Source organism: Dyadobacter subterraneus (assembly GCF_015221875.1).
Lineage (GTDB): Bacteria > Bacteroidota > Bacteroidia > Cytophagales > Spirosomataceae > Dyadobacter > Dyadobacter subterraneus.
Genome location: NZ_JACYGY010000001.1, coordinates 1,661,222 through 1,680,528, shown reverse-complemented (window position 1 = coordinate 1,680,528; position 19,307 = coordinate 1,661,222). Strand labels below are relative to the sequence as shown.

General features: G+C 41.9%; 13 protein-coding genes. 2 read left to right on the top strand and 11 right to left on the bottom strand.

Going from position 1 to position 19,307, the window contains the following annotated elements; translation table 11 throughout:
- Positions 1 to 6 precede the first annotated feature (6 nt).
- Together IEE83_RS06945 and IEE83_RS06940 are read left to right on the top strand one after the other, a co-directional pair.
- The gene (locus tag IEE83_RS06945; protein WP_194119886.1) at positions 7 to 390 is read left to right on the top strand and encodes a T9SS type A sorting domain-containing protein; all 384 of its coding nucleotides are present in this window, start codon (positions 7 to 9) and stop codon (positions 388 to 390) included.
- A 198-nt stretch (positions 391 to 588) separates the two neighbouring features.
- On the top strand, positions 589 to 1,452 hold the full coding sequence (locus tag IEE83_RS06940; protein WP_194119885.1) for an AraC family transcriptional regulator: 864 nt from the start codon (positions 589 to 591) through the stop codon (positions 1,450 to 1,452).
- A gap of 7 nt (positions 1,453 to 1,459) precedes the next feature.
- On the opposite strand, the gene IEE83_RS06935 is transcribed toward IEE83_RS06940, so the two are convergent.
- From IEE83_RS06935 to IEE83_RS06885, 11 genes are all read right to left on the bottom strand, one after another.
- On the bottom strand, positions 1,460 to 5,005 hold the full coding sequence (locus IEE83_RS06935; protein ID WP_194119884.1) for a VCBS repeat-containing protein: 3,546 nt from the start codon (positions 5,003 to 5,005) through the stop codon (positions 1,460 to 1,462).
- Between the two features lie 144 nt (positions 5,006 to 5,149).
- Positions 5,150 to 6,718: a RagB/SusD family nutrient uptake outer membrane protein gene (locus tag IEE83_RS06930; RefSeq protein ID WP_194119883.1), complete on the bottom strand. Its 1,569-nt coding sequence runs from the start codon at positions 6,716 to 6,718 to the stop codon at positions 5,150 to 5,152.
- A gap of 9 nt (positions 6,719 to 6,727) precedes the next feature.
- Positions 6,728 to 9,781, bottom strand: a complete 3,054-nt coding sequence (locus tag IEE83_RS06925; protein ID WP_194119882.1) for a SusC/RagA family TonB-linked outer membrane protein — start codon at positions 9,779 to 9,781, stop codon at positions 6,728 to 6,730.
- Positions 9,782 to 10,054: 273 nt separating this feature from the next.
- Positions 10,055 to 11,401 carry an alpha-L-fucosidase gene (locus IEE83_RS06920; protein ID WP_194119881.1) on the bottom strand — a complete coding sequence of 449 codons (1,347 nt, stop codon included), beginning with the start codon at positions 11,399 to 11,401 and terminating at the stop codon, positions 10,055 to 10,057.
- Between the two features lie 50 nt (positions 11,402 to 11,451).
- Positions 11,452 to 13,182, bottom strand: coding sequence for an alpha-L-fucosidase (locus IEE83_RS06915; protein ID WP_194119880.1), 1,731 nt, complete (start codon positions 13,180 to 13,182; stop codon positions 11,452 to 11,454).
- A complete protein-coding gene (fucP, locus tag IEE83_RS06910) occupies positions 13,179 to 14,468 on the bottom strand; it encodes an L-fucose:H+ symporter permease (RefSeq protein ID WP_194119879.1) in 1,290 nt (429 codons plus the stop codon). The genes IEE83_RS06915 and fucP overlap by 4 nt, the downstream gene beginning before the upstream one ends.
- Complete coding sequence (locus tag IEE83_RS06905; protein WP_194119878.1) at positions 14,465 to 14,821, bottom strand: L-rhamnose mutarotase; 357 nt, start codon at positions 14,819 to 14,821, stop codon at positions 14,465 to 14,467. The genes fucP and IEE83_RS06905 overlap by 4 nt, the downstream gene beginning before the upstream one ends.
- A 6-nt stretch (positions 14,822 to 14,827) precedes the next feature.
- A complete protein-coding gene (locus IEE83_RS06900; protein WP_194119877.1) occupies positions 14,828 to 15,595 on the bottom strand; it encodes an SDR family NAD(P)-dependent oxidoreductase in 768 nt (255 codons plus the stop codon).
- Between the two features lie 21 nt (positions 15,596 to 15,616).
- Positions 15,617 to 16,849 carry an enolase C-terminal domain-like protein gene (locus IEE83_RS06895; protein ID WP_194119876.1) on the bottom strand — a complete coding sequence of 411 codons (1,233 nt, stop codon included), beginning with the start codon at positions 16,847 to 16,849 and terminating at the stop codon, positions 15,617 to 15,619.
- A 423-nt stretch (positions 16,850 to 17,272) separates the two neighbouring features.
- Positions 17,273 to 17,941, bottom strand: coding sequence for a helix-turn-helix domain-containing protein (locus IEE83_RS06890; RefSeq protein ID WP_310588481.1), 669 nt, complete (start codon positions 17,939 to 17,941; stop codon positions 17,273 to 17,275).
- Between the two features lie 271 nt (positions 17,942 to 18,212).
- Entirely contained in the window at positions 18,213 to 19,244 is a 1,032-nt protein-coding gene (locus IEE83_RS06885) for an SDR family NAD(P)-dependent oxidoreductase (protein ID WP_194119875.1), read from the bottom strand.
- Positions 19,245 to 19,307 lie beyond the last annotated feature (63 nt).

Here is a 19,307-nt window from a genome sequence, read left to right as displayed (position 1 = left end):
AATACTATGAAAACGCCAACATTTTTTTTAACCGCCGCTTGTGCTCTTATGCTTTCACTAAGCAGCATTGCAGGAACTACAAAACATTCTGACAAAACCACATCGCCAGAATCGGAAAATCAGGTTGCAGTCACATCTTTTGTTTCGGGAAAGATTGATGTAACGATCAAAAAATCAGAAGGAAAAACATTACTGATCCGCCTTACCGATGAAACAGGAAAAACACTTGCCAGCGTAACTGTAAAAAATGACGAAGATACCCGCACACGTTTTGACCTGAGCAATCTAACCGATGGCGAGTATCAGGTTGTGGTAACGGATGGCACAAATAAGATCATCAAACCAATCACTCTTGACACGCATGATTACAGAACTGTTAAAATGGGTTGATCCCGAAAATAAGGACAATTTTAATGCCATCTCATATTGATCTGAGATGGCATTATTGCTATCTAACAGTTCGCGCAAATGTGCCAATACAACGCCTCCTAAATATATTATACAAATTTATTACCGTTTAATCCAGTAATTTCATTCAAATTAATCTTTAATACTATATGGCTGAATAAAAGATTAATTCTTTAAGAAATGAAAGCGACTTACACACTTCTACCTGATTTTGCCCAGGCGCAAAAGCCGTTTGTAGTAAAAAAAATCGTAAGGCCCTACTTTTCAACGGATTTCCATTTTCACACCGAATGCCAGCTGGTGCATATTCTGTCGGGTTCAGGGACACGTATCATTGGTGACTCGATTGAACATTTTGAAGAAGGTGACCTGGCTTTTGTCGGACCAAATGTACCGCACGTTTGGTATAGCCAATCGCAGTCGGCCAATGAATCCATGTCGGTTGCACTTTATATTAATCCCGAAGCAGTAAGTGAAAAACTTGAAGGTCTTATCGATACAAAAGAACTGCGCAGGTTTTTTAAAGAATCGGAACGGGGAATCAGTGTTTGCGGTGTGAAAAAAGTATTGATAACAGATATTTTGATGCAAATGCCTGAACAAAAAAACATTGCATTACTGGCGTCATTCATTCAAATTTTACATTACCTGCTTGATCCCGAAGAACTTGTGTGGCTGAATGTTCCAAATTTGTTATCAGTTTACGCTGCCCAGGCTCCTGGCCGTGTGCACAAACTGATGCATTTTATACAGCAGAATTTTAAGCAGGAAATTACCTTGCAGCAAGCAGCTTCGGTTTCCGGTTTGCAAATACATTCCTTTTGCCGTTTTTTTAAATCGCTTACCAACAGGACTTTCTCAGATTTCCTGAACGAAGTCCGCATTGGTTTTGCCAGTAAACTTTTGCTGCAATCGGATCTGCCTGTCACCCAGATTGCACTCGAATGTGGATATACCAATATTTCTTATTTCAACCGCTGCTTCAAAAAAATAAACAAAGTTTCTCCAAAAGAATACCGGAATTCCAACCAGGTAAAAAATTAAATACCTATCAATCAACCAGATACACTTCTCTGCTTTTACCTTTATCGTCAAAAATCTGTACTGTTTTTATTGCATCAAAAATTCGTACTGCGTTTTCCTGCTGCGACAAATAACCGGCACCGTAATAGAATTCCTGCTTTTGTCTGGTACCATTTTTAAAAGTGATCATTGCATGAACATCACCCGGTAAAGCCCTGACAATTTTGCCAATCGGCTGACTGTTATTTCTCAGGATATTTAAACTGTCGGCATTCGCTGTCGCCAGAAACATTTGCCTTCCCTTGTTGTCATAAAGTGATCCAAGACCTCTGGTTGCACAGTGTAAAAACAGCCCGCTTTTTTCCGCAGGTATTGCTGTAAAACTTCCTTTGCCGTCACCTTTGAGCAGCAATCCAAGCGATGCGTCCATAAAACCATAGACAACTTCATTGGAATGAGAATTTCCGGTGATGAGTATATCAAGTTTCCCGTCATCATCAAAATCGGTAGTCAATATACCGAAAATACAGGAAAACTGCGCCTGGGCTGGCAATGGTTTTACCTCAAATTTTCCTCTGCCCTTATTGATCAAAATACAGCTTTGAAAAGTATCTGCATGGTAATGTTTTGCCTTGCTGATGACATCTTTATTGAAAATATCATCCAGATGCGCTTTACTAAAAGGCTCGTAGGTACCAAATTTCTTTTTCAGAATAGGCATCGACCGAAAAAGATCATCACGATATGTGAGCGGATAGCTTTTTTTCTCACCGGAATTATCAACAATATAATGCGTTGCCAAAGGTTTAAATCGACCGTTTCCAGCAAAATCGCCATAATACAAATCCAACGGCTGATTTTTAGAAGGACTGTAATCAACGTTATTTCCCATATTGCCCAGCACATAATCCATGTCACCATCATTGTCAAGATCGGCGGGATAAATGCTGTTCCACCAGCCGTTTATGTTGTTCAAACCTGTCTGCGTCGTAATATTGGCAAGCTTTCCTTTTTGATTTTTATAAAAAACAGGCGGCATCCATTCTCCTGTTACGATCAGGTCTGTCCAACCGTCATTATCAAAATCTGTCCACACGGCCGCATTGATCATTCCTGCATTGGCCAAACCCGGAGCCAATTCGCTGGAAGCATCTCTAAATTTTCCACCTTCGTTGACGAATAAATAACTGCGTGGTGATTCAGGATAACTGCCAGGTGAAATTGCTCCGGCCCTAAAAAGATCAAGATCGCCGTCTTTATCAAAATCTGCCGCCACCACACAACTTCCGCTCGAAGTGGTAAAAGGAAGCGCGCCTGGCTGTTTTTTGAAATTTCCTTTACCGTCATTGATACACAATCGGTCGTTAAAAGCGCCATTTTCGTTTTTAAATTCGCTTCCGCCACTTACCACATACAAATCTAGATCTTTGTCATTATCGGCATCAAAAAACAAGGAACCCATGTCTTCAAATTTTACGTCCTCGCTATTGATTGGCTTTTGCGTAAACAATCCCGTTTTCCCCTGACTAAAAAGCATTCCCGGAATTCCGGCAGCACCGCCAATGAAAAAATCTGTTCCGTTTTTATTGTCAGTATCACCAACGGCAATACCCGGTCCTTTTCTGGAATACATGGAAAGCAACAATGACTCGCCGATGAAGTCATTAAACTCATTTTCAACGTGTTTGAAATGAATATTATATATATCATTGGCATTACTGAAAATCGGTTTTTCAGATATTGGTGGTATAGCTGATCTGTTTTCGGCTTCACTGTATTGCAATGTCAGGCTCTGATTTGCCTTTACGGATCTGACCGTTTGTGATTTTCCATCCGGCCAAACGACTGTGACAGAATCCGCTTTCGAATTTTTACCCAAACCCACGTGCAAAGGACCGCTCATGCTTGACAAATATCCTTTCACAGGTGAAAAATAATTATAGAATTTTTCTGCACCGCAATAAACCGTAATGGCCGCTCCTATTCCATCCAGATTCTTTTCACTTCCTTTCAAAATCAATTGAAGATAGTTGTTTTTAGCTTCCGGGAATGATGCTTTATTTTCAAATACAAAAGCTTTTTCGTTGATATTGTTGACGACAAGATCCAGATCTCCATCCTTGTCCAAATCCGCATACGCTGCTCCGTTAGAATACGAATCGTATTTCAAACCCCAGGATTTCGTCTCATTTTCAAAAGACAAACCATCAGTATTCCGGTACATGTAATTTGACAATTTTACACCTTTTAAAAGACTCAAAAGCTCCTTTGTGCGGTTGGCTTTAATTTCATTAGTACCGAACATATTGCTGTTGGTATTGTAACTCAGAAAATCCAGATCAGTAATATCTTTTACAAAACCGTTGGTAATATAGGCATCGCGGTAACAGTCGTTATCAAAATCAGCTAACAATACGCCCCAACTCCAGTCTGTTGCCTGAACGCCTGCAAACTGTGCTATATCAGAAAAAAAAGTAACACCATTATTATCCGTACCCTGATTAATCTGTAAAGTATTCCGCATGTATTGGTCTATATAACCAGCTTTTTTACGCAGAAAAAATTTCTCATAGTCTGCCTTCGCGATCATGGTTTTTCTTCGCTCATTATTTTCAGGAAGCATATCCATGACCATGATATCCGGCTTTCCGTCATTGTTAATATCTTCAATATCAACACCCATCCCATTATAGGTCTGGTGCCGCATACTTTCCTTTGCTGATTCTTTGAAGGTTTTATTTTTCTGATTTATAAGCAGCTGATCGTTAGGCATGAAATCGTTGGAAGCATATACATCAGGCCAGCCGTCCCTGTTTAAATCACTCACAGCCAGGCCAAGTCCATAACCTTCCTGTGTAATTCCTGCCTTTTCAGAGACGTTTTTGTAAAGCGGATGACCAATTGTATCCCCCACATTTTCGTATAAAAAATCTCTTGTTCTGCCTCGCGTAATCGGGTAAGTATCTGGGAAAATCAGCGTTTTTTCAACATCGTCTACATCGTTGGTCAGCAGATACATATCCAGATCACCGTCACGGTCATAATCCAGAAAAGCTGATTGTACAGAAAAAGAATTATTGTCCAGACCGTAAGCTGCGGCCTCTTCTTTAAACGTCAGATTTTTCTGATTGATATAAAGCAGATTATGATGTTTTCTGGCAAAACGCGGACCCGCTACATTGAGATAAATATCCATAAATCCGTCATGGTTGATATCAATAACAGACACGCCCATGATCCAGTCTGTTGTTGACAAACCGGCAGAAGCGGTGATGTCTTCAAACTTCAAATTGCCCTTGTTGATATAAAGTTTGGAGGAAACCATGTTTCCGGTAAAGAAAATATCCGGCAGAGAATCGTTATTAAAATCAGCGATGCCAACCCCGCCGCCATTGTAACAATAGTAATAAGTGAAGGTATTGATGGAATCACTTTCGTTGATCTGATTGACAAAATCAATACCGGTATCATCTGGCGAAAGTTTGCTAAAAAGCTCAGAACCATTGCGCTTACAGGCAGCCATCAGAAGCAGCAGAAAAAAGAAAACACAAATTCGGAAGAAGTTTTTTCCCATCACACGCAAAATAATATTTGAAACGAAACAAATCCCTCCGTCTGATCAGGGATTTGTTTCGTCTAGAAAAGCAGGCTTTATAATTACAAAAGTGATGTCTGCTGATTTCGAAAGCAACTCAACAGACACCTCATTACCAGATATTTAATTTATATATCCGGGATTCTGTTTTATTTTCGGGTTTGCACTTACATCGTTAAATGGAATCGGCAAATATTCATTTTTCCCTTTTACGAATTTCCCGCCGCTGTTGGAACGATATTCCGGGTGATTGAGGAAAACATCAGCCATGGTACCCCAGCGAAGGAGATCAAAAATGCGGTCACCTTCCAGAGAAAGTTCAAGAACTCTTTCATCACGAACTGCGGTACGGAATGCGTCTTTGCTCAATCCCGGCGTAATATCCGGCATATTTGCACGGGCTCTCACCTGATTAATAGCAGCATATGCCGTAGCATCCGGGCCGGAAGCTTCGTTTTGTGCCTCCGCATACATGAGCAGCACATCAGCAAGCCGGATCATTCTGCGGTTGTTGGAAGCATACCACCAGGATCCCGGAACCAGTGAACTTTCACGGTCAAAATTCAGGTATTTACGATCCCAGATTCTGTTTGTATCGGCGCCGGTCATTTTTGTTTTAAAATCATCCTGATAAATTTTCGCCCCCGGATAATTCCAAATCATAGTCGCATAAGCGCGCGGATCAATTTTACCATCTTTTGTTTTTTGCTTCATAAATGCATCAAAAACCCATTTATTGACCGATATACTACCCTGGCTGGAATATGCAGGTGGTGCAATGTCAGGTTCATAGGCCTGACCTCTTCCTACATTTGGCGTACCACTGGTTCCCCAGCTGGCGTTCACATTACTTTCATATTGCAGCTCCCAAATCGACTCCGCATTGTTGTTTGTAGCTGTCAGGAAATTGTCCTGATAATTGGCTACAAGCCTGTAAAGATTTGGCTTGTCAATAATTTTCTTAAACTCGGCAGCTGCATTCGTCCAGTCTTTTGTAAACAGATAGGCTTTTCCCAGCATGCCCGTAGCGGCTCCCCAGGTTGCCCTGCCCACATCTTTCGGATCGACTGTTTCTGGTAGTGAGCTTTGGGCAAGTTTCAGGTCACTGATGATGGAAGCCCAAACAGCTTCCTGCGGCGCCTGCTCAACAAACAAATCATTTACCTGCTCCACCGGCTGCGTTATCAATGGAATATTTCCCCACATATTCAGCAGGTAGAAATGAGCCAGTGCTCTTAAAAATGAAGCTTCACCCAGAATTCTTGTTTTCTGAGCAGCATCCATATCAATATTCGGTACATAAAATAATACTGAATTGGCTCTTGCAACGATTGCATTTAACTCTCCCCAACCTTCACCAACACGTCCATCAGTTGGTACTACGGTAAAAGTACCCGGATCATTTACAGCTGGCCACGAAAAGGCATTGGCATCATCTCCACGCTGTATTGTCAGAATTCCGCCTATCATCCGGCCCCAGCCCTGCGTTGTTGTCAGCGGACCGTACACGGCAACCAATCCCTTTTCGGCGTCATCGGCTGTTTTCCAAAAACTGGAAGTACTTAAAGCATTTGGATTTGTCAGGTCAAGATCGTCTTTGCTGCAAGTCTGCGTCATCACAACGATCATAACAAATACCAACGGAAGAACTAAGAACTTGCTCTTATTAGCTCTGTTGAATATATTTTTCATGTCAGTAAATTAAAAGTTTAAGTCAATCCCTACACTCACGATTCTTGCATTTGGATATGCAGTCTGATCCACACCATTATTGAGCAAACTTCCGATGTTATTTGGGTTGCTGCCGCCGTTACTGTTACGTCCCACTTCCGGATCGTAGCCTTTATATTTTGTGAAAGTCAAAAGGTTTTGTCCGCTTACATAAAAACGGGCATTACTCACCTGGATTTTGCGAAGAACCGATGCAGGCAGCGTATAACCGATCGTCAGGTTTTTAAGTCTGGTGTAGGATCCGTCTTCAACGTAAAAAGAGGATGACCTTTTGTTATTGGCCGGATCCAGCTGGGTAGCTCTTGGGATATCCGTATTTGTATTCTGCGGAGTCCAGGCTTTCAGCACTTCGGGACTTTTGTTGCTTCCGTAATCAAGAATATACTGAAAACGTCCTTTTGCATTCCAGATTTTGTTTCCATATACTCCTTGAAAAAACACACCAAAATCAAAGTTTTTATACGAAGCATTGAAGTTCAGACCGTAGTTGAATTTTGGAAAGGGACTTCCCAGATAAGTAGGATCTTTGCTGAATTTGAAATCACCGGCGCCTGCATCCGTCCGGCCATCTTCGGTAGCTTCCTGTTTGGTTTGGTAAATACCTAAAACCTGATATCCGTAAAAACTTCCAATCGGATGGCCAACATCTGTACGGGTAGATTGCAACGATTGCTGGGTAAAGCCACCGGCGATAATCGGGCTTACACCGTCTCCAAGGCTTACTACGTTATTTTTAACCGTGCTGAATGTTCCGGTTATGCTGTATTTAAAATCCTTATCTGATTTATTTGGTTTAATGTACGTCACCGCCATTTCAAAACCTTTGTTATTGATCGTCGCTGCATTTTTTGTCAATGTGCTTCCACCACCGCCATAAGCCGGAATAGGAATACTGGCAAGAACGTCAGATGAAGTTTTATCAAAATAATCAGCAGAAATCAGGATCGATTTTCCAAGCACACTAAGATCCACACCGATATCACTGGTTTTGGTTGATTCCCATTTAAGTGCCGGATTCACATATTGTGTCACTGCAATTCCCGGCTGGGCTCCTCCTGCGAAATAATAATCTGAGGTAAGATTAAAGGTCGGAGAAGTCAGGTAGTTATTAATATTCTGAGAACCAAGTGTTCCATAACTTCCTCTGACTTTTAAATCACTGACCAGGGCATTTTTTGGAAAAAATGATTCTTCACTCACCCGCCATCCCAAAGAAAAAGACGGGAACGTAGCAAAAGTGTTTGACGGATAAAGGAATTTGGACGAACCGTCTCTCCGCACTGTCGCCGTCAACAAATATTTCGATTTGTAGTTATAGTTAATTCTGGCCAAAGCAGATTGTAAAACAAACTGCTGCAAATCACCTGTTGTATTAACCGTTCTGTTTATTGCCGCATTAATCACCCGCAGATCATTTGACGGGAAATTGGCAGCTGTTGCACCCAGACTCGTTGCGTTACCATTTTGAGAAGTGTACCCTACCAAAACTTCAAAATTATGGTCTCCCAGCGTTTTATTGTAGGTAAGTGTATTTTCAACAAGTGTTGTAAGCGACTGGGTATAAGAATCATTCAAGGTGGCTTGCTGCTGAAATGCTTCCTGGGAATTACTCATGAAAAACGCTGGTGTAAAATCATATTGGCGATAAACCGAATAATCGAGTCCAACATTTAACTTGTATTTCAAGCCGTCAATAATCTCATATTCCAGACCGATATTTCCAAGAATCTGATCAGTGGTATATCTGTTATCGTCAAGATGCGCAAGTCCGTACCAGTTTACAACCCGTGCTACTCCTGCAAAGGCAGGATCCAAACCCGCGTAACCACCTAAATTCGCAGGATTTCTAACAGCCATGGTTGGCAACGGTCCTGTTTCGCGACCCACATAGGTATTGGGATTGTTAACACCGCGAGACAGCGTCAGAGACTCTGTAAACTTGAATCGGCCTTTTGTGAAAACCGAATTAGCGCGCAGGTTATATCTTTTAAACCAGGAATCCGTGGCGATACCTTTTTGGTTAAAATACTGGCCTGAAATAAAATATTTAGCCGAATTACTGCCACCGGAAAGACTCAGGTTATAATCTGTCATAGGGGCAGATCCCAGTTCAAGATTTTGCCAGTCGGTATCAATGTTTGGATCAAACTTTGAATCATTACCCGGCGCATGCGGCTGTCCGTCGTTATCGTGGGCCATGTTATTCCAATCGGCATACTGACGGGCATTCAGAAATTTCAGTTTTTTACTTGGGCTCTGCATCCCGCCTTTGATATTCAGACTGATTTTCACATCACCTGCTTTACCAGATTTTGTCGTTACCAAAACAACCCCGTTGGATGCCCGGCTACCATAAATTGCTGCTGCCGATGCATCTTTAAGTACCTCCATCGATTCAATATCATTCGGATTGATGTAGGCCATCGACGCAGCGATCATCCCGTCAATGACATATAAAGGCTGGTCATTTCCGAAAGTACCTGTACCCCTGATCACCACAGCAGGCGCCTGTCCTGGTGCACTACCACCGTTTTGAACTGTTACCCCTGCCAATCTTCCCTGTAATAAACTGGACGCATCGGCTGCGATCACCGTTTTTAGATCACTGCCTTTCACACTACCCACGGCGCCGGTAACATCCCGTCTTTTTTGTGTACCATAACCTACAACGACAACCTCGTCCAAAGCCCGGTTTTCACTGACCATTTCGACTGAGATCTCAGAACGATTGCCAATATTTTCTTCAAGCGTTTTGTAGCCGACAAAACTGAAAACCAGTACGGCGTCGTCTGGTTGGGTTTCAATATTAAATTCTCCTTTTTCGTCTGTAACAGTGCCGCGCTGGGTGCCTTTCACAACAATACTCACACCTGGCAAGCCGGCACCCAAGCCGTCTTTAACCTGGCCATGAATTGTCCTGGCAGTTCCCATGTGCGAATCCGGAAGCGATGTCCTCGCACCATTCGCAAATGCCGCTCCTGAAAAGGCAACAGCGATAATCAACTGGTATAATAAGTGTCTCATAGGTTAAGGTGTAGTTAAATGGCGATTATTAATATTTTCATAGTTTTTAGCAAATTAATTCAATTCAAAAATTAACAGAAAATTTACATGCAATCCTGAACATGGATTTCGCATGTATCTCATAAAGTGATTTTGGATAGCCTAAATCAGCTTTGGATTATCGGGATGTGTTATGGAAGTTTTGTATTTGCATAGGCAGCTACCAGTAAGTTGAAACGTCAATCGATGATTTGTTTTAATTTAAAACCGTTCATATTTCAAGTCAGTGAGTAGTTACTTTTTTGTTATCGTTGCCAGATTTCCTGTATCTGCCGAGGTTTCCAGCGCAAGTACATAAGGGAGTTTCCGGCCCTTATCCAGGTTTAATTTTAAGGTCCCGTTTTCAACTTTTAAAGCAATTGTTTTACCGCTGCCCAGATCACTGGCCTTTATTATTTTTATTTCAGCAGGTACGGGAATTGTTAAATCTGAAAGGTTTTTATTCAAAATATGTATGAAAATTGTTTTGTCTTTTCTTGTAGAAACGAAGTCAGGATTAGGCTCATAAGGGCCTCCCTTGGTTCCGTAAATAGCTTTTCCATTAATCTTCATCCAATCGCCCATTTGCAACAAAAGATCTGTTTGGCGTTGCTCAAAACGGCCGTCAGGCATCGGTCCGACATTATAAAGCAAATTGCCGCCACCACCCGCTGTTCTGATCAAAGTTTCCAGGCTCGTATCCAGGGATTTCATTTTATCATTTGGTTTCCAGGCCCACTGCTCACAAATTGTCATGCAGGTTTCCCAGGGTTCATTTACCTGATATGCGCCAATACGCTGTTCCGGCGTCGCATAATCGCCGGCATATTTTTCCTGGTTTGCATTATTTCTTACTTCTATGCCTTGAAAACCTTTATCGATACGGTCATTGATAATCACATCACTTTTCAGACTATGCAGATAAGCGTACAGATCCATGCCCATTTCATGCGTCAGACACTCTTCCCAGCTTCCGTCAAACCAAAGCACTTTCGGATCATAGTTGACAATGATTTCTTTCAGCTGGTCTTTCATGTACTGCACATATCTTGGCATAATAGACTCGGAAACCGGCCTCGGATCGCCGCCGTAGCGCGTTGCATAATCGGGATGATGCCAGTCGGCCAAAGAATAATAGATACCAAAATCGACACCATATTTTTTACACGCATCTGCCAGCGCTTTAACGATATCCTTTTTGTAAGGTGACGACATGATATCGTAATCGGTGTATTTGGAATCAAAAAGACAGAAACCATCATGATGTTTTGCAGTAATGATAAAATATTTCATGCCTGCATCCTTCGCTGTCTTAATCCATTTGTCGGCATCAAAAAGCACCGGATTGAACTCTTTATATAGATTGTCATAATCTGCAATCGGCACAATTTTTCCTCTCGACCAACCAATTTCTGTTCCTCTTAATGTAACAGGTCCCCAGTGCAAAAACATACCAAATCTATTAGCCTGAAAACGTGCCATTGCCTCTTTATCAGGGTGCAGGTTCGGGTATGCTTCACCACCTCCCCGCAACTGAGAAAATCCTGGAAATGATAAGATTACAAAGAGTAGAATGACTGTTAGAATTCTGGAACCGTTCATCGCAACTATTTCTTTTGTGTTATATTAAAATTCACATTTCAAAAAACAGATCATTTACCGGGCGGAAATAATTCAAATTCATTTACCCCAAAATATCGGTAATAATCATTGATCACCAGTCTGAATTTCTGTGCAGTCACTGGTTTGATTTCTTTATTCCAGTCGCCCATTTTGGTGTCCTCAGCCAACTTCACCCAATTACTTCCGGCCAGATACTGCACCTGAAATTTCCTGATTTCCGAATCGTTGTATCTGGACTCGCCAAGCTTGATTTTACCAACCAGCTGAGGTTTTCCAAGATCTATTTCAAGCCACCCGGACGACTCGTAAAGCGCCAGCACTTCATCAGATAAGTAATGGATATTCTTACCGTAAATTTTGTTTACGTCGATATCTTTTCTCCTTCCGATTTTCCAGCTTGTTTTTGGATTATCATCAAATGCGGCAGAAGGATCGTGGTAAAACTGTCCGACTGAACTCGATGCACTGGCCATCTTTCCATAAGCCATGGAACCCGAAGTTGAAAAAGGAATAATGGGATTTATTGTCGACAGATCCTTATCCATTGTTAAAACTGCGATCGTCGCTATCGAATCAACTTTTCCCTTGGGAAAACTTAGTTTTAAATCTTTGTCGCTTTGCGTGAAATCAACTTTTGTCCCATCAAACAAAGCTGCATTTTTAACTTTTGAAGAAATTGCGGGAAGTGTTAATTCCGTTAGCCCATCATTCAATAAATGAATGTAAAGTTTGTTTCCTTTGAAGGAGCTTACATAATCCTGCGAAGGCGTATAAACACCACCTTTGGTATTATAAATAGCTTCGCTGTTTTTCTCAATCCAACCTCCCATTTCCCGAGCACGTGCGGCAAAATCCGTAGGAAAAACACCTGAACTGTCAGGGCCTATATTGAAAAGTAAATTCCCGTTTCCACCTACACCGCGAAGCAAAGTATGGAGTGATTCTTTGAGACTTCGCGGATGATCATTGAATTTCCATGCCCATTGATGGCCCATATTGGTACAAGTTTCCCAGGCGGTTTTGCCATAACCAGCCACAAATCCTTCCGGCGTGGTATAGTCGGCATATTTTCCCAGATAGGCATGCGATTCATCAGGCGTGAAAGGTTCCAGACGGTTATTGATGATAATTTCCGGTTGCAGTTTCCTGGCCAGATCAAAAACTTTTTTGGGAGCAACAGGACTTGGCCAGCCTTCAAAATCAATCCACAACAGACTTATCTTTCCATAATTAGTCAGCAATTCTTTAACCTGATTTAAAACTCTTTCCGCAAAAACATCATTTGTTTTAGGATTCCGGCAATCCGGGTCTTTCCAATCAGCTACTGAAAAATACCAGCAGATCGGTATGTTAGCTTCATGTGCAGCTTGTGCAAGCTCTTTACAAACATCCCGTCCGAACGGCGTATTCATGATGTTATAATCCGTCGTTTTGGTTTCAAAAAGACAAAAACCATCATGATGTTTCGCTGTAAGTACGATGTATTTCATTCCGGAAGCTTTTGCCAGTGCTACCCATTCTTTTGCATCGAATTTTTTCGGATTAAATCTTTTGTAAAGGGCATCATATTTTGCTGCACCATATTCCTGCCGCGACCAGCTAATTTCTTTTCCGATAAGCGAAACCGGTCCCCAGTGAATAAATAATCCCATTTTGGAATCCTGCCACCATTTCAGTCGTTCCGAAAGCGGCATCTGATTTTGCGAAAAAACCTGAAAACCGAAACTCGCCAGAAGTAGTGTGAGAACAAATTTTTTCATAAAACCGGACTATTGAAATTTATATTTTCTGTTTGCTTTTCGCTGTTATAATTTAAAATCCGATGACCGGATTTGGCGTAATAAACCAGATAGGCATAACAAATGACAGGAATAAAAAACGCTGGTTTTATTCCAAACGAATCTGAAACCAAACCCATAAGCGGTGGAATAACAGCACCGCCAACAATACTCATAATGATCAATGACGAACCGGTTTTTGTATGAATCCGCAGGTCTTTGATACTTAGTGTAAACAGAATCGGGTACATCACGGAGGTAAAAAGGCCGATCAGTGATATCGAATAAATGGAAATATATCCTTGATTTGAAATAGAAATAAAAATCAGAAGTATCGCTGCAAGGGAGCAAACAGACAACATTCTGGATGGGTTTAAACTACGAAGCCAGTAAGCGCCTACCAGCCTTCCGATCAAAACCAGCGCCATGTAAAAAGTAATAAACAAAGCTGCGTTTTGCTCAGTAAGTCCGGCAATTCCGGATGATTTTGCGTAACGGATCATAAAACTTACGATACCAACTTCGGCACCCAGATAACAAAAAACACCCAGCGCACCCAGAACGGTATGTCTGAATTTAAAGACCGATTTTAAGCTGCCACCCGTTTCATCACCCTGCTCGATCCTGGGAAGTTTGATAAAATAAAGCAGCAGTCCGATAACAACAAACAAACATCCAAGACTCAGGTAGGGTATTTTGACAAGCTGTGCTTCCGAGTCCAGATATTGATTGAGTTCTGCGGGATTAAACTGTGCAACTGTTGACGGAGAAACTTCTGTTGCATGAAGCAAAAACCGGCTTCCGACAAACGGCCCGATTGTTGCACCAACAGAACCTACCGCCGAAGCCAGACTTAGCCTGCTCGATGCCCGGTCCGGATCACCAAGTATTGAAATGTAAGGTGTTGCGGTAACTTCAAGAAATGTAAATCCGGCGGCCATGATAAAAAGTGCGCCCAGAAAAAGTGGATAATAGCGGTTTTCGGCAGCCGGGAAAAACAAAAATGCACCGGCAGCAGCGGTGAGCAAACCTGTAACCATGCCGGCTTTGTAGCCATATTTACTGATAAATTTCCCAACCGGAAGTGCCAGTAAGAAATAGCCTCCAAAAAAGGCAGACTGCACCAAAGAAGACTGAAAATCAGTCAACTCACAGGCTCTTTTGAGATGAGGAATTAATATATCATTGATATTGCGGCTCAGGTTCCAGATCAGCATCAAACTCATCACAACCAGTAAAGGTACCACCACCGCGTTTCGATCTTTCATTGGACGTGGTCGTTTAGTAAAAACACCGGTTTCATCGCTGCCCAATGCTCATCAGCTTTTGCCTCAGGCAGTTTCGTTTGGAAACCAGCCATCAGGGCAGCCCATTCAGGTTGTCTTGGCATTGTACCCATTTTTTCAAAAGCTGCTTTCAGATTCGTATTCTCGTCATAATCAACAATCATAAACAACCTTGTCCCAATCCGGTATATTTGCATATCGACAATTCCAGCATCCCTGATACCCACCGGGATTTCAGGCCAGATGGATTCAGGCTGATGAATTTGCTCGTAAGCCAGAATCAGATTTTCGTCGTCGATAAGGTCCAGAGCCATACAGGTTCTTTGTATTGCCATGATCTTTTATTTTTTATATCCCAGCTCGGCCCCACCACCGACCGGCATAATACAACCCGTTACAAACCGCGCCGCATCCGAAATCAGGAATAACGCAACATCCGCAATCACATCACCTTCCGGACAATAACCCAGTGCATGAATATTGTCCAGATAATTTTCTATCCCGGCTGGATCTGGCTGTTCAACCGCCCATTTTCTTAACATCGGCGTCCATACACCAGCCGGACAAACGGCATTCACCCTGATGCCAAAAGGTGCATAGTCCAGTGCCATTGCTTTTGTCAAACCGTTCATTCCGCCTTTGGTAGCTACATAAGCCGCATGATTTTCCTGGCCCATTTCACCGACCATACTGCTGGTATTAAGTATGCAGCCTTTTGTTTTTTTCAAAGTATCAATTCCAAATCTGGTTGTCCAGAAAACACTTTTAAGATTTACTGAAAACAAATTATCCCACTCTTCCTCAGAAGTTTCATCAATTGGTTTTGATGGACTTGCAATCCCTGCGTTGTTGTGAATTGCATTAATCCGGCCAAAAGCTTCAATCGTTTTTTCTATCGCCAACCTGACATCATTTGCTTTGCGGACATCACCTGCACAGATAAGCAAATCCGGATTCGAAAATTCTTTAACTAGTGCATTTAAAGCATTTTGATCAAAATCCATAACAGCCACTTTGGCACCGGCTTTCAGATATGCTTTTAAGCATTCCTTTCCGATACCGGCAGCACCTCCCGTTAAAAAAATTACTTTATCTGCTAATACACTCATATTTAAAACGATTATTTCAGGTTATTTCAAGTCTTTCAGATCACTGCTGCTGCCTGGTGTTTGCGGCACCTGATAGTAAGCCTCAACAATTTCTGCCGGATTGATAAAATACTGTTTTAAATGAGGAATATGCTCTAAAAATAAATGTTCATGATTCATTCCAATATGGTTAAAGATGACCAGATGCTGGTGAATCTGTCCCATATCACCCACGTGCGGCACAACCGGAATTCCCATACTTTTTGATAGCAGGCTGATAGTCAGAAATTCGGAAATACCTCCTACTCTTACGGCATCCACCTGACAAAAATCCATGGCCTTGGCCTGGAGAAAGTTTTTAAAAATTATCTTATTGGGAATATGTTCTCCTGTCGCGACTTTCAGCGGAGCAATACTCTTGGCAATGGTCTGATGACCAAAAACATCATCCGGATGCGTTGGTTCTTCAATCCAAAAAGGATTTATTTCCCCCAGCCGCCGGCATATGTCCAGGGCTTGTGGAACATTCCATTTCTGGTTGGCATCGACCATAATTGTTGCTTCATCCCCGGCAGTTTTTCTTATCAGCAAAGCCCGGCGGATATCACGAAGCGGATCGTCAGAACCTACTTTCAGTTTTAAGGCAGTAAAGCCGTTACCAATCGCCTTTTTTGTATTTTCTACTATTTTCTCGTCCGAAAAATTAAACCAGCCTACCGAAGTATCGTAACCTTTATAACCCGTTGTCAAAACGTTTTTCCTTGATTCGGAAGTAGACAGGTTGTCTGTCAGCAATGCTATGGCCTGTTCTCTTGTAAGTACCTCTTCCAGATAACTCAGATCCAGCGTATTGACAAGTTGCTCTGGTGTAAGATCCAGAAGCAATTTCCATAGTGGCACCTGTCGTGATTTAGCCCACAAATCATAACAGGCATTCACTATGGCGGCTAACGCCAGATGCACCACGCCCTTGTGCGGACCAAGCCATCGAAAGGAAGGCGAATCGACCATGCTGCGATAAACCGTTCCAAAATCAGACATGAGTTCTTCAATTTCCCGGCCGACCAATCCAATGGAAAGATATTCTATTGCTTTACAAACCAGATCATTCCCCGCACCCAGGGTAAATGCCAGGCCTATACCCGTCGCCTGGGCATCAGTATTCAGACAGCACACCGCATAGGCATATTGCGGTGTGGTATGCGTTGCGTCCGAACCTACACCTTCTGCAAGGTCAAATCTTTTATCCTTTATTGTGATAGATGTAATATGCATTCGAAGTATTATGTCAATATGCTACCAGTAAAAAAGGACCGTAAAAAGTAATTTATCCTCAGAAAGATTGTCGTATTTATTTATACAACAACCAACTTATAATGAGCGATATGGAATCATAATTACCTTTAAATATCCCAAAAGGCTTTTTTATTTCACTCGTCACTTACAGATATTATACAAATTTATTGCCGTTTAATCCATTAAGTTGATTTCAGATTGATATCTTGTAATACTATGTTTGCATAACTTTTAAATTTTCACAGCACACAGCTTCCTGACCACGACTAAAGTTCTTATCCAGACTTTTGTCGTACCTAATTTTTGTGTGCAGCAATTAAATAAAAAATTAAAATTTACTACTAGCCTGATGACTAGTTATAAAGTCAAATGAAGTGATCCAATGTAGAATATGTTAACCCATTATACCTTCGGCGCATAACCGTAACGCTTACGAAAGGCGTAACCAAAATGAGAAAGATTTTCAAATCCGACTTCAAGATAAACATCAGAAGGCTTCCGGTTTTTTTCCCGGATCTGGTAATGAGCAAGTTCCAGCCGCTTTTCCATAAGCCATTTTTGCGGGGTGGTTTGGAAGACTTTTTTAAAATCCCGCTTGAAGGTGGTAAGGCTGCGGCCGGTTAAATAACCGAATTTATCCATCGGCATATTGAACATATAATTCTGCTCCATAAAATCGACAAGACTTATTTTTCCTGGCTCGTCAAAATTAGCCAGCAAATTGTCGACATCAGGATCAATGGTTCTGAGGATGGTGATGGCCTCCTCTATTTTAATGGAAGCAATCGTATCAGGTAAAGTCTCATTCAATTCAAAATAGGGAATTAAGGAAGCAAGACAACTTTTCAGCAACGGATGCTGGCCAAAAGTCTGAAATTTGGGAGCCTGCATTTGCTTGACCTCAACTTTATTTTTGGTATAAAAATCAGTTAACCGGTTTTTGGAAAGATGCATGACGGCCGATTGATGAGGCAAACCATCTTTGGGATAATTGATGACAGTTACCAGCTGATTGCGGGGAAAAAGCAGAATATCTCCTGCTCCAAACCAATGCACTTTATCCCCATGCACAATTTTAGTTTCTCCTGAAATAAACCATACAAGCAGTGCTGTTCAAAGAGTACGTCGGCTTTGTAAAACCTGGTATCAAAGCTTGACAGCTTTAAGTCTGGATGAATATAGTATGCTTGATGTGCCACGATTTTTAAAGGCATATGTACAAAACAAAACTCGTGATAACCGGTCGGGAAAACAAATGGTGCAGATAGCAACATGTCATAAAAGGCGGAGCAAAATGCTCCACCTTAATTCAGCTTCAATTTATATCTCTGTAATAACAGACTTAATCGGCCATAAAAGTTACTCCGGTCAATTCCTCGCTCAGCGTCCACAATCTCTTCGCATTTTCCGCATCGAGCGAATAGGGTTTTACGCCACGCAATGTTAGAGGGTCATTGTAATTATGATCAATACTTCCCAGATCAAGTTCTGCAACCTCTGCATTCTCACAATATAAGCCACCCACATTATTTAGTTGAGGACTCGTTGCACACCAAACTGTCGTGGCTGCGCCTTGTGGAATCGTCTTTAATTTTTTTGCTACATCCGGAAAGATATTCCCCTCTGCGTCGTGCGTTCCCATTTTTTGAAATAAATCCATAGGCGCAACCCGCCCAAGATCTGTTCCGTTAACCGATCCCGGATGAAGCGAAAATGCACGCACGCCATCCGCCTTTCCCCGACGATCCAGTTCTACCGCGAACAAATTATTTGCTGTTTTGGATTGACCATAACCCGATAAGGTTTCGTATTCGCGGTGTTCAAAATTAGGATCTTCAAAATTAAAAGGAGCCATTTGATGACCAAAAGAAGACACAGCCACTACCCTGCTACCGTCCGCTTTTTTAAGCGCCGGCCAGAGGCGGGCTGTAAGCTGGAAATGACCCAAATGGTTTGTGGCTAACTGAGATTCGTAACCACGCGCATCACGTTGCAAAGGCACCCACATGATACCGGCATTATTGACCAAAATATCCAGTGTGCTATTGGTTTCCAGAAATTTTTCTGCAAAAGCGTCAATGGATGCTGGATCCATCAAATCCATTTTTTCGATAGTCACATTTTGAATACCTTCCAGATTTTTTGCGGCTTTGTTAACGTCACGCGCCGGTACTACGACCTTGGCTCCGGCTTCTGCAAAAGTCTTCACAGTTTCCAAACCGATTCCTGCATATCCGCCGGTTACGATAGCAATTTTCCCGGTCAGATCAATTCCCTTAATTACATCAGCAGTCGTAGAAGTGGCCGTAAAACCTGAGCCAACCGCCTTTTGCAAAGATCCGTTATAATTGTTTACGCTTGTTTGTTGTTCCATGATTGATGTGTTATTGTTTAGAACAAAAGTAGGCGGATCAGCTATGGAGGATTTTGTTTTAAG

What these genes read in the sequence shown, in the direction of transcription:
- IEE83_RS06905 (WP_194119878.1), bottom strand. Translation starts at nt 14,821, where the DNA reads ATGGCAATACAAAGAACCTGTATGGCTCTGGACCTTATCGACGACGAA.
- IEE83_RS06920 (WP_194119881.1), bottom strand. Translation starts at nt 11,401, where the DNA reads ATGAACGGTTCCAGAATTCTAACAGTCATTCTACTCTTTGTAATCTTA.
- IEE83_RS06900 (WP_194119877.1), bottom strand. Translation starts at nt 15,595, where the DNA reads ATGAGTGTATTAGCAGATAAAGTAATTTTTTTAACGGGAGGTGCTGCC.
- IEE83_RS06885 (WP_194119875.1), bottom strand. Translation starts at nt 19,244, where the DNA reads ATGGAACAACAAACAAGCGTAAACAATTATAACGGATCTTTGCAAAAG.
- IEE83_RS06915 (WP_194119880.1), bottom strand. Translation starts at nt 13,182, where the DNA reads ATGAAAAAATTTGTTCTCACACTACTTCTGGCGAGTTTCGGTTTTCAG.
- IEE83_RS06930 (WP_194119883.1), bottom strand. Translation starts at nt 6,718, where the DNA reads ATGAAAAATATATTCAACAGAGCTAATAAGAGCAAGTTCTTAGTTCTT.
- IEE83_RS06895 (WP_194119876.1), bottom strand. Translation starts at nt 16,849, where the DNA reads ATGCATATTACATCTATCACAATAAAGGATAAAAGATTTGACCTTGCA.
- IEE83_RS06940 (WP_194119885.1), top strand. Translation starts at nt 589, where the DNA reads ATGAAAGCGACTTACACACTTCTACCTGATTTTGCCCAGGCGCAAAAG.
- IEE83_RS06935 (WP_194119884.1), bottom strand. Translation starts at nt 5,005, where the DNA reads ATGGGAAAAAACTTCTTCCGAATTTGTGTTTTCTTTTTTCTGCTGCTT.
- fucP (WP_194119879.1), bottom strand. Translation starts at nt 14,468, where the DNA reads ATGAAAGATCGAAACGCGGTGGTGGTACCTTTACTGGTTGTGATGAGT.
- IEE83_RS06945 (WP_194119886.1), top strand. Translation starts at nt 7, where the DNA reads ATGAAAACGCCAACATTTTTTTTAACCGCCGCTTGTGCTCTTATGCTT.
- IEE83_RS06925 (WP_194119882.1), bottom strand. Translation starts at nt 9,781, where the DNA reads ATGAGACACTTATTATACCAGTTGATTATCGCTGTTGCCTTTTCAGGA.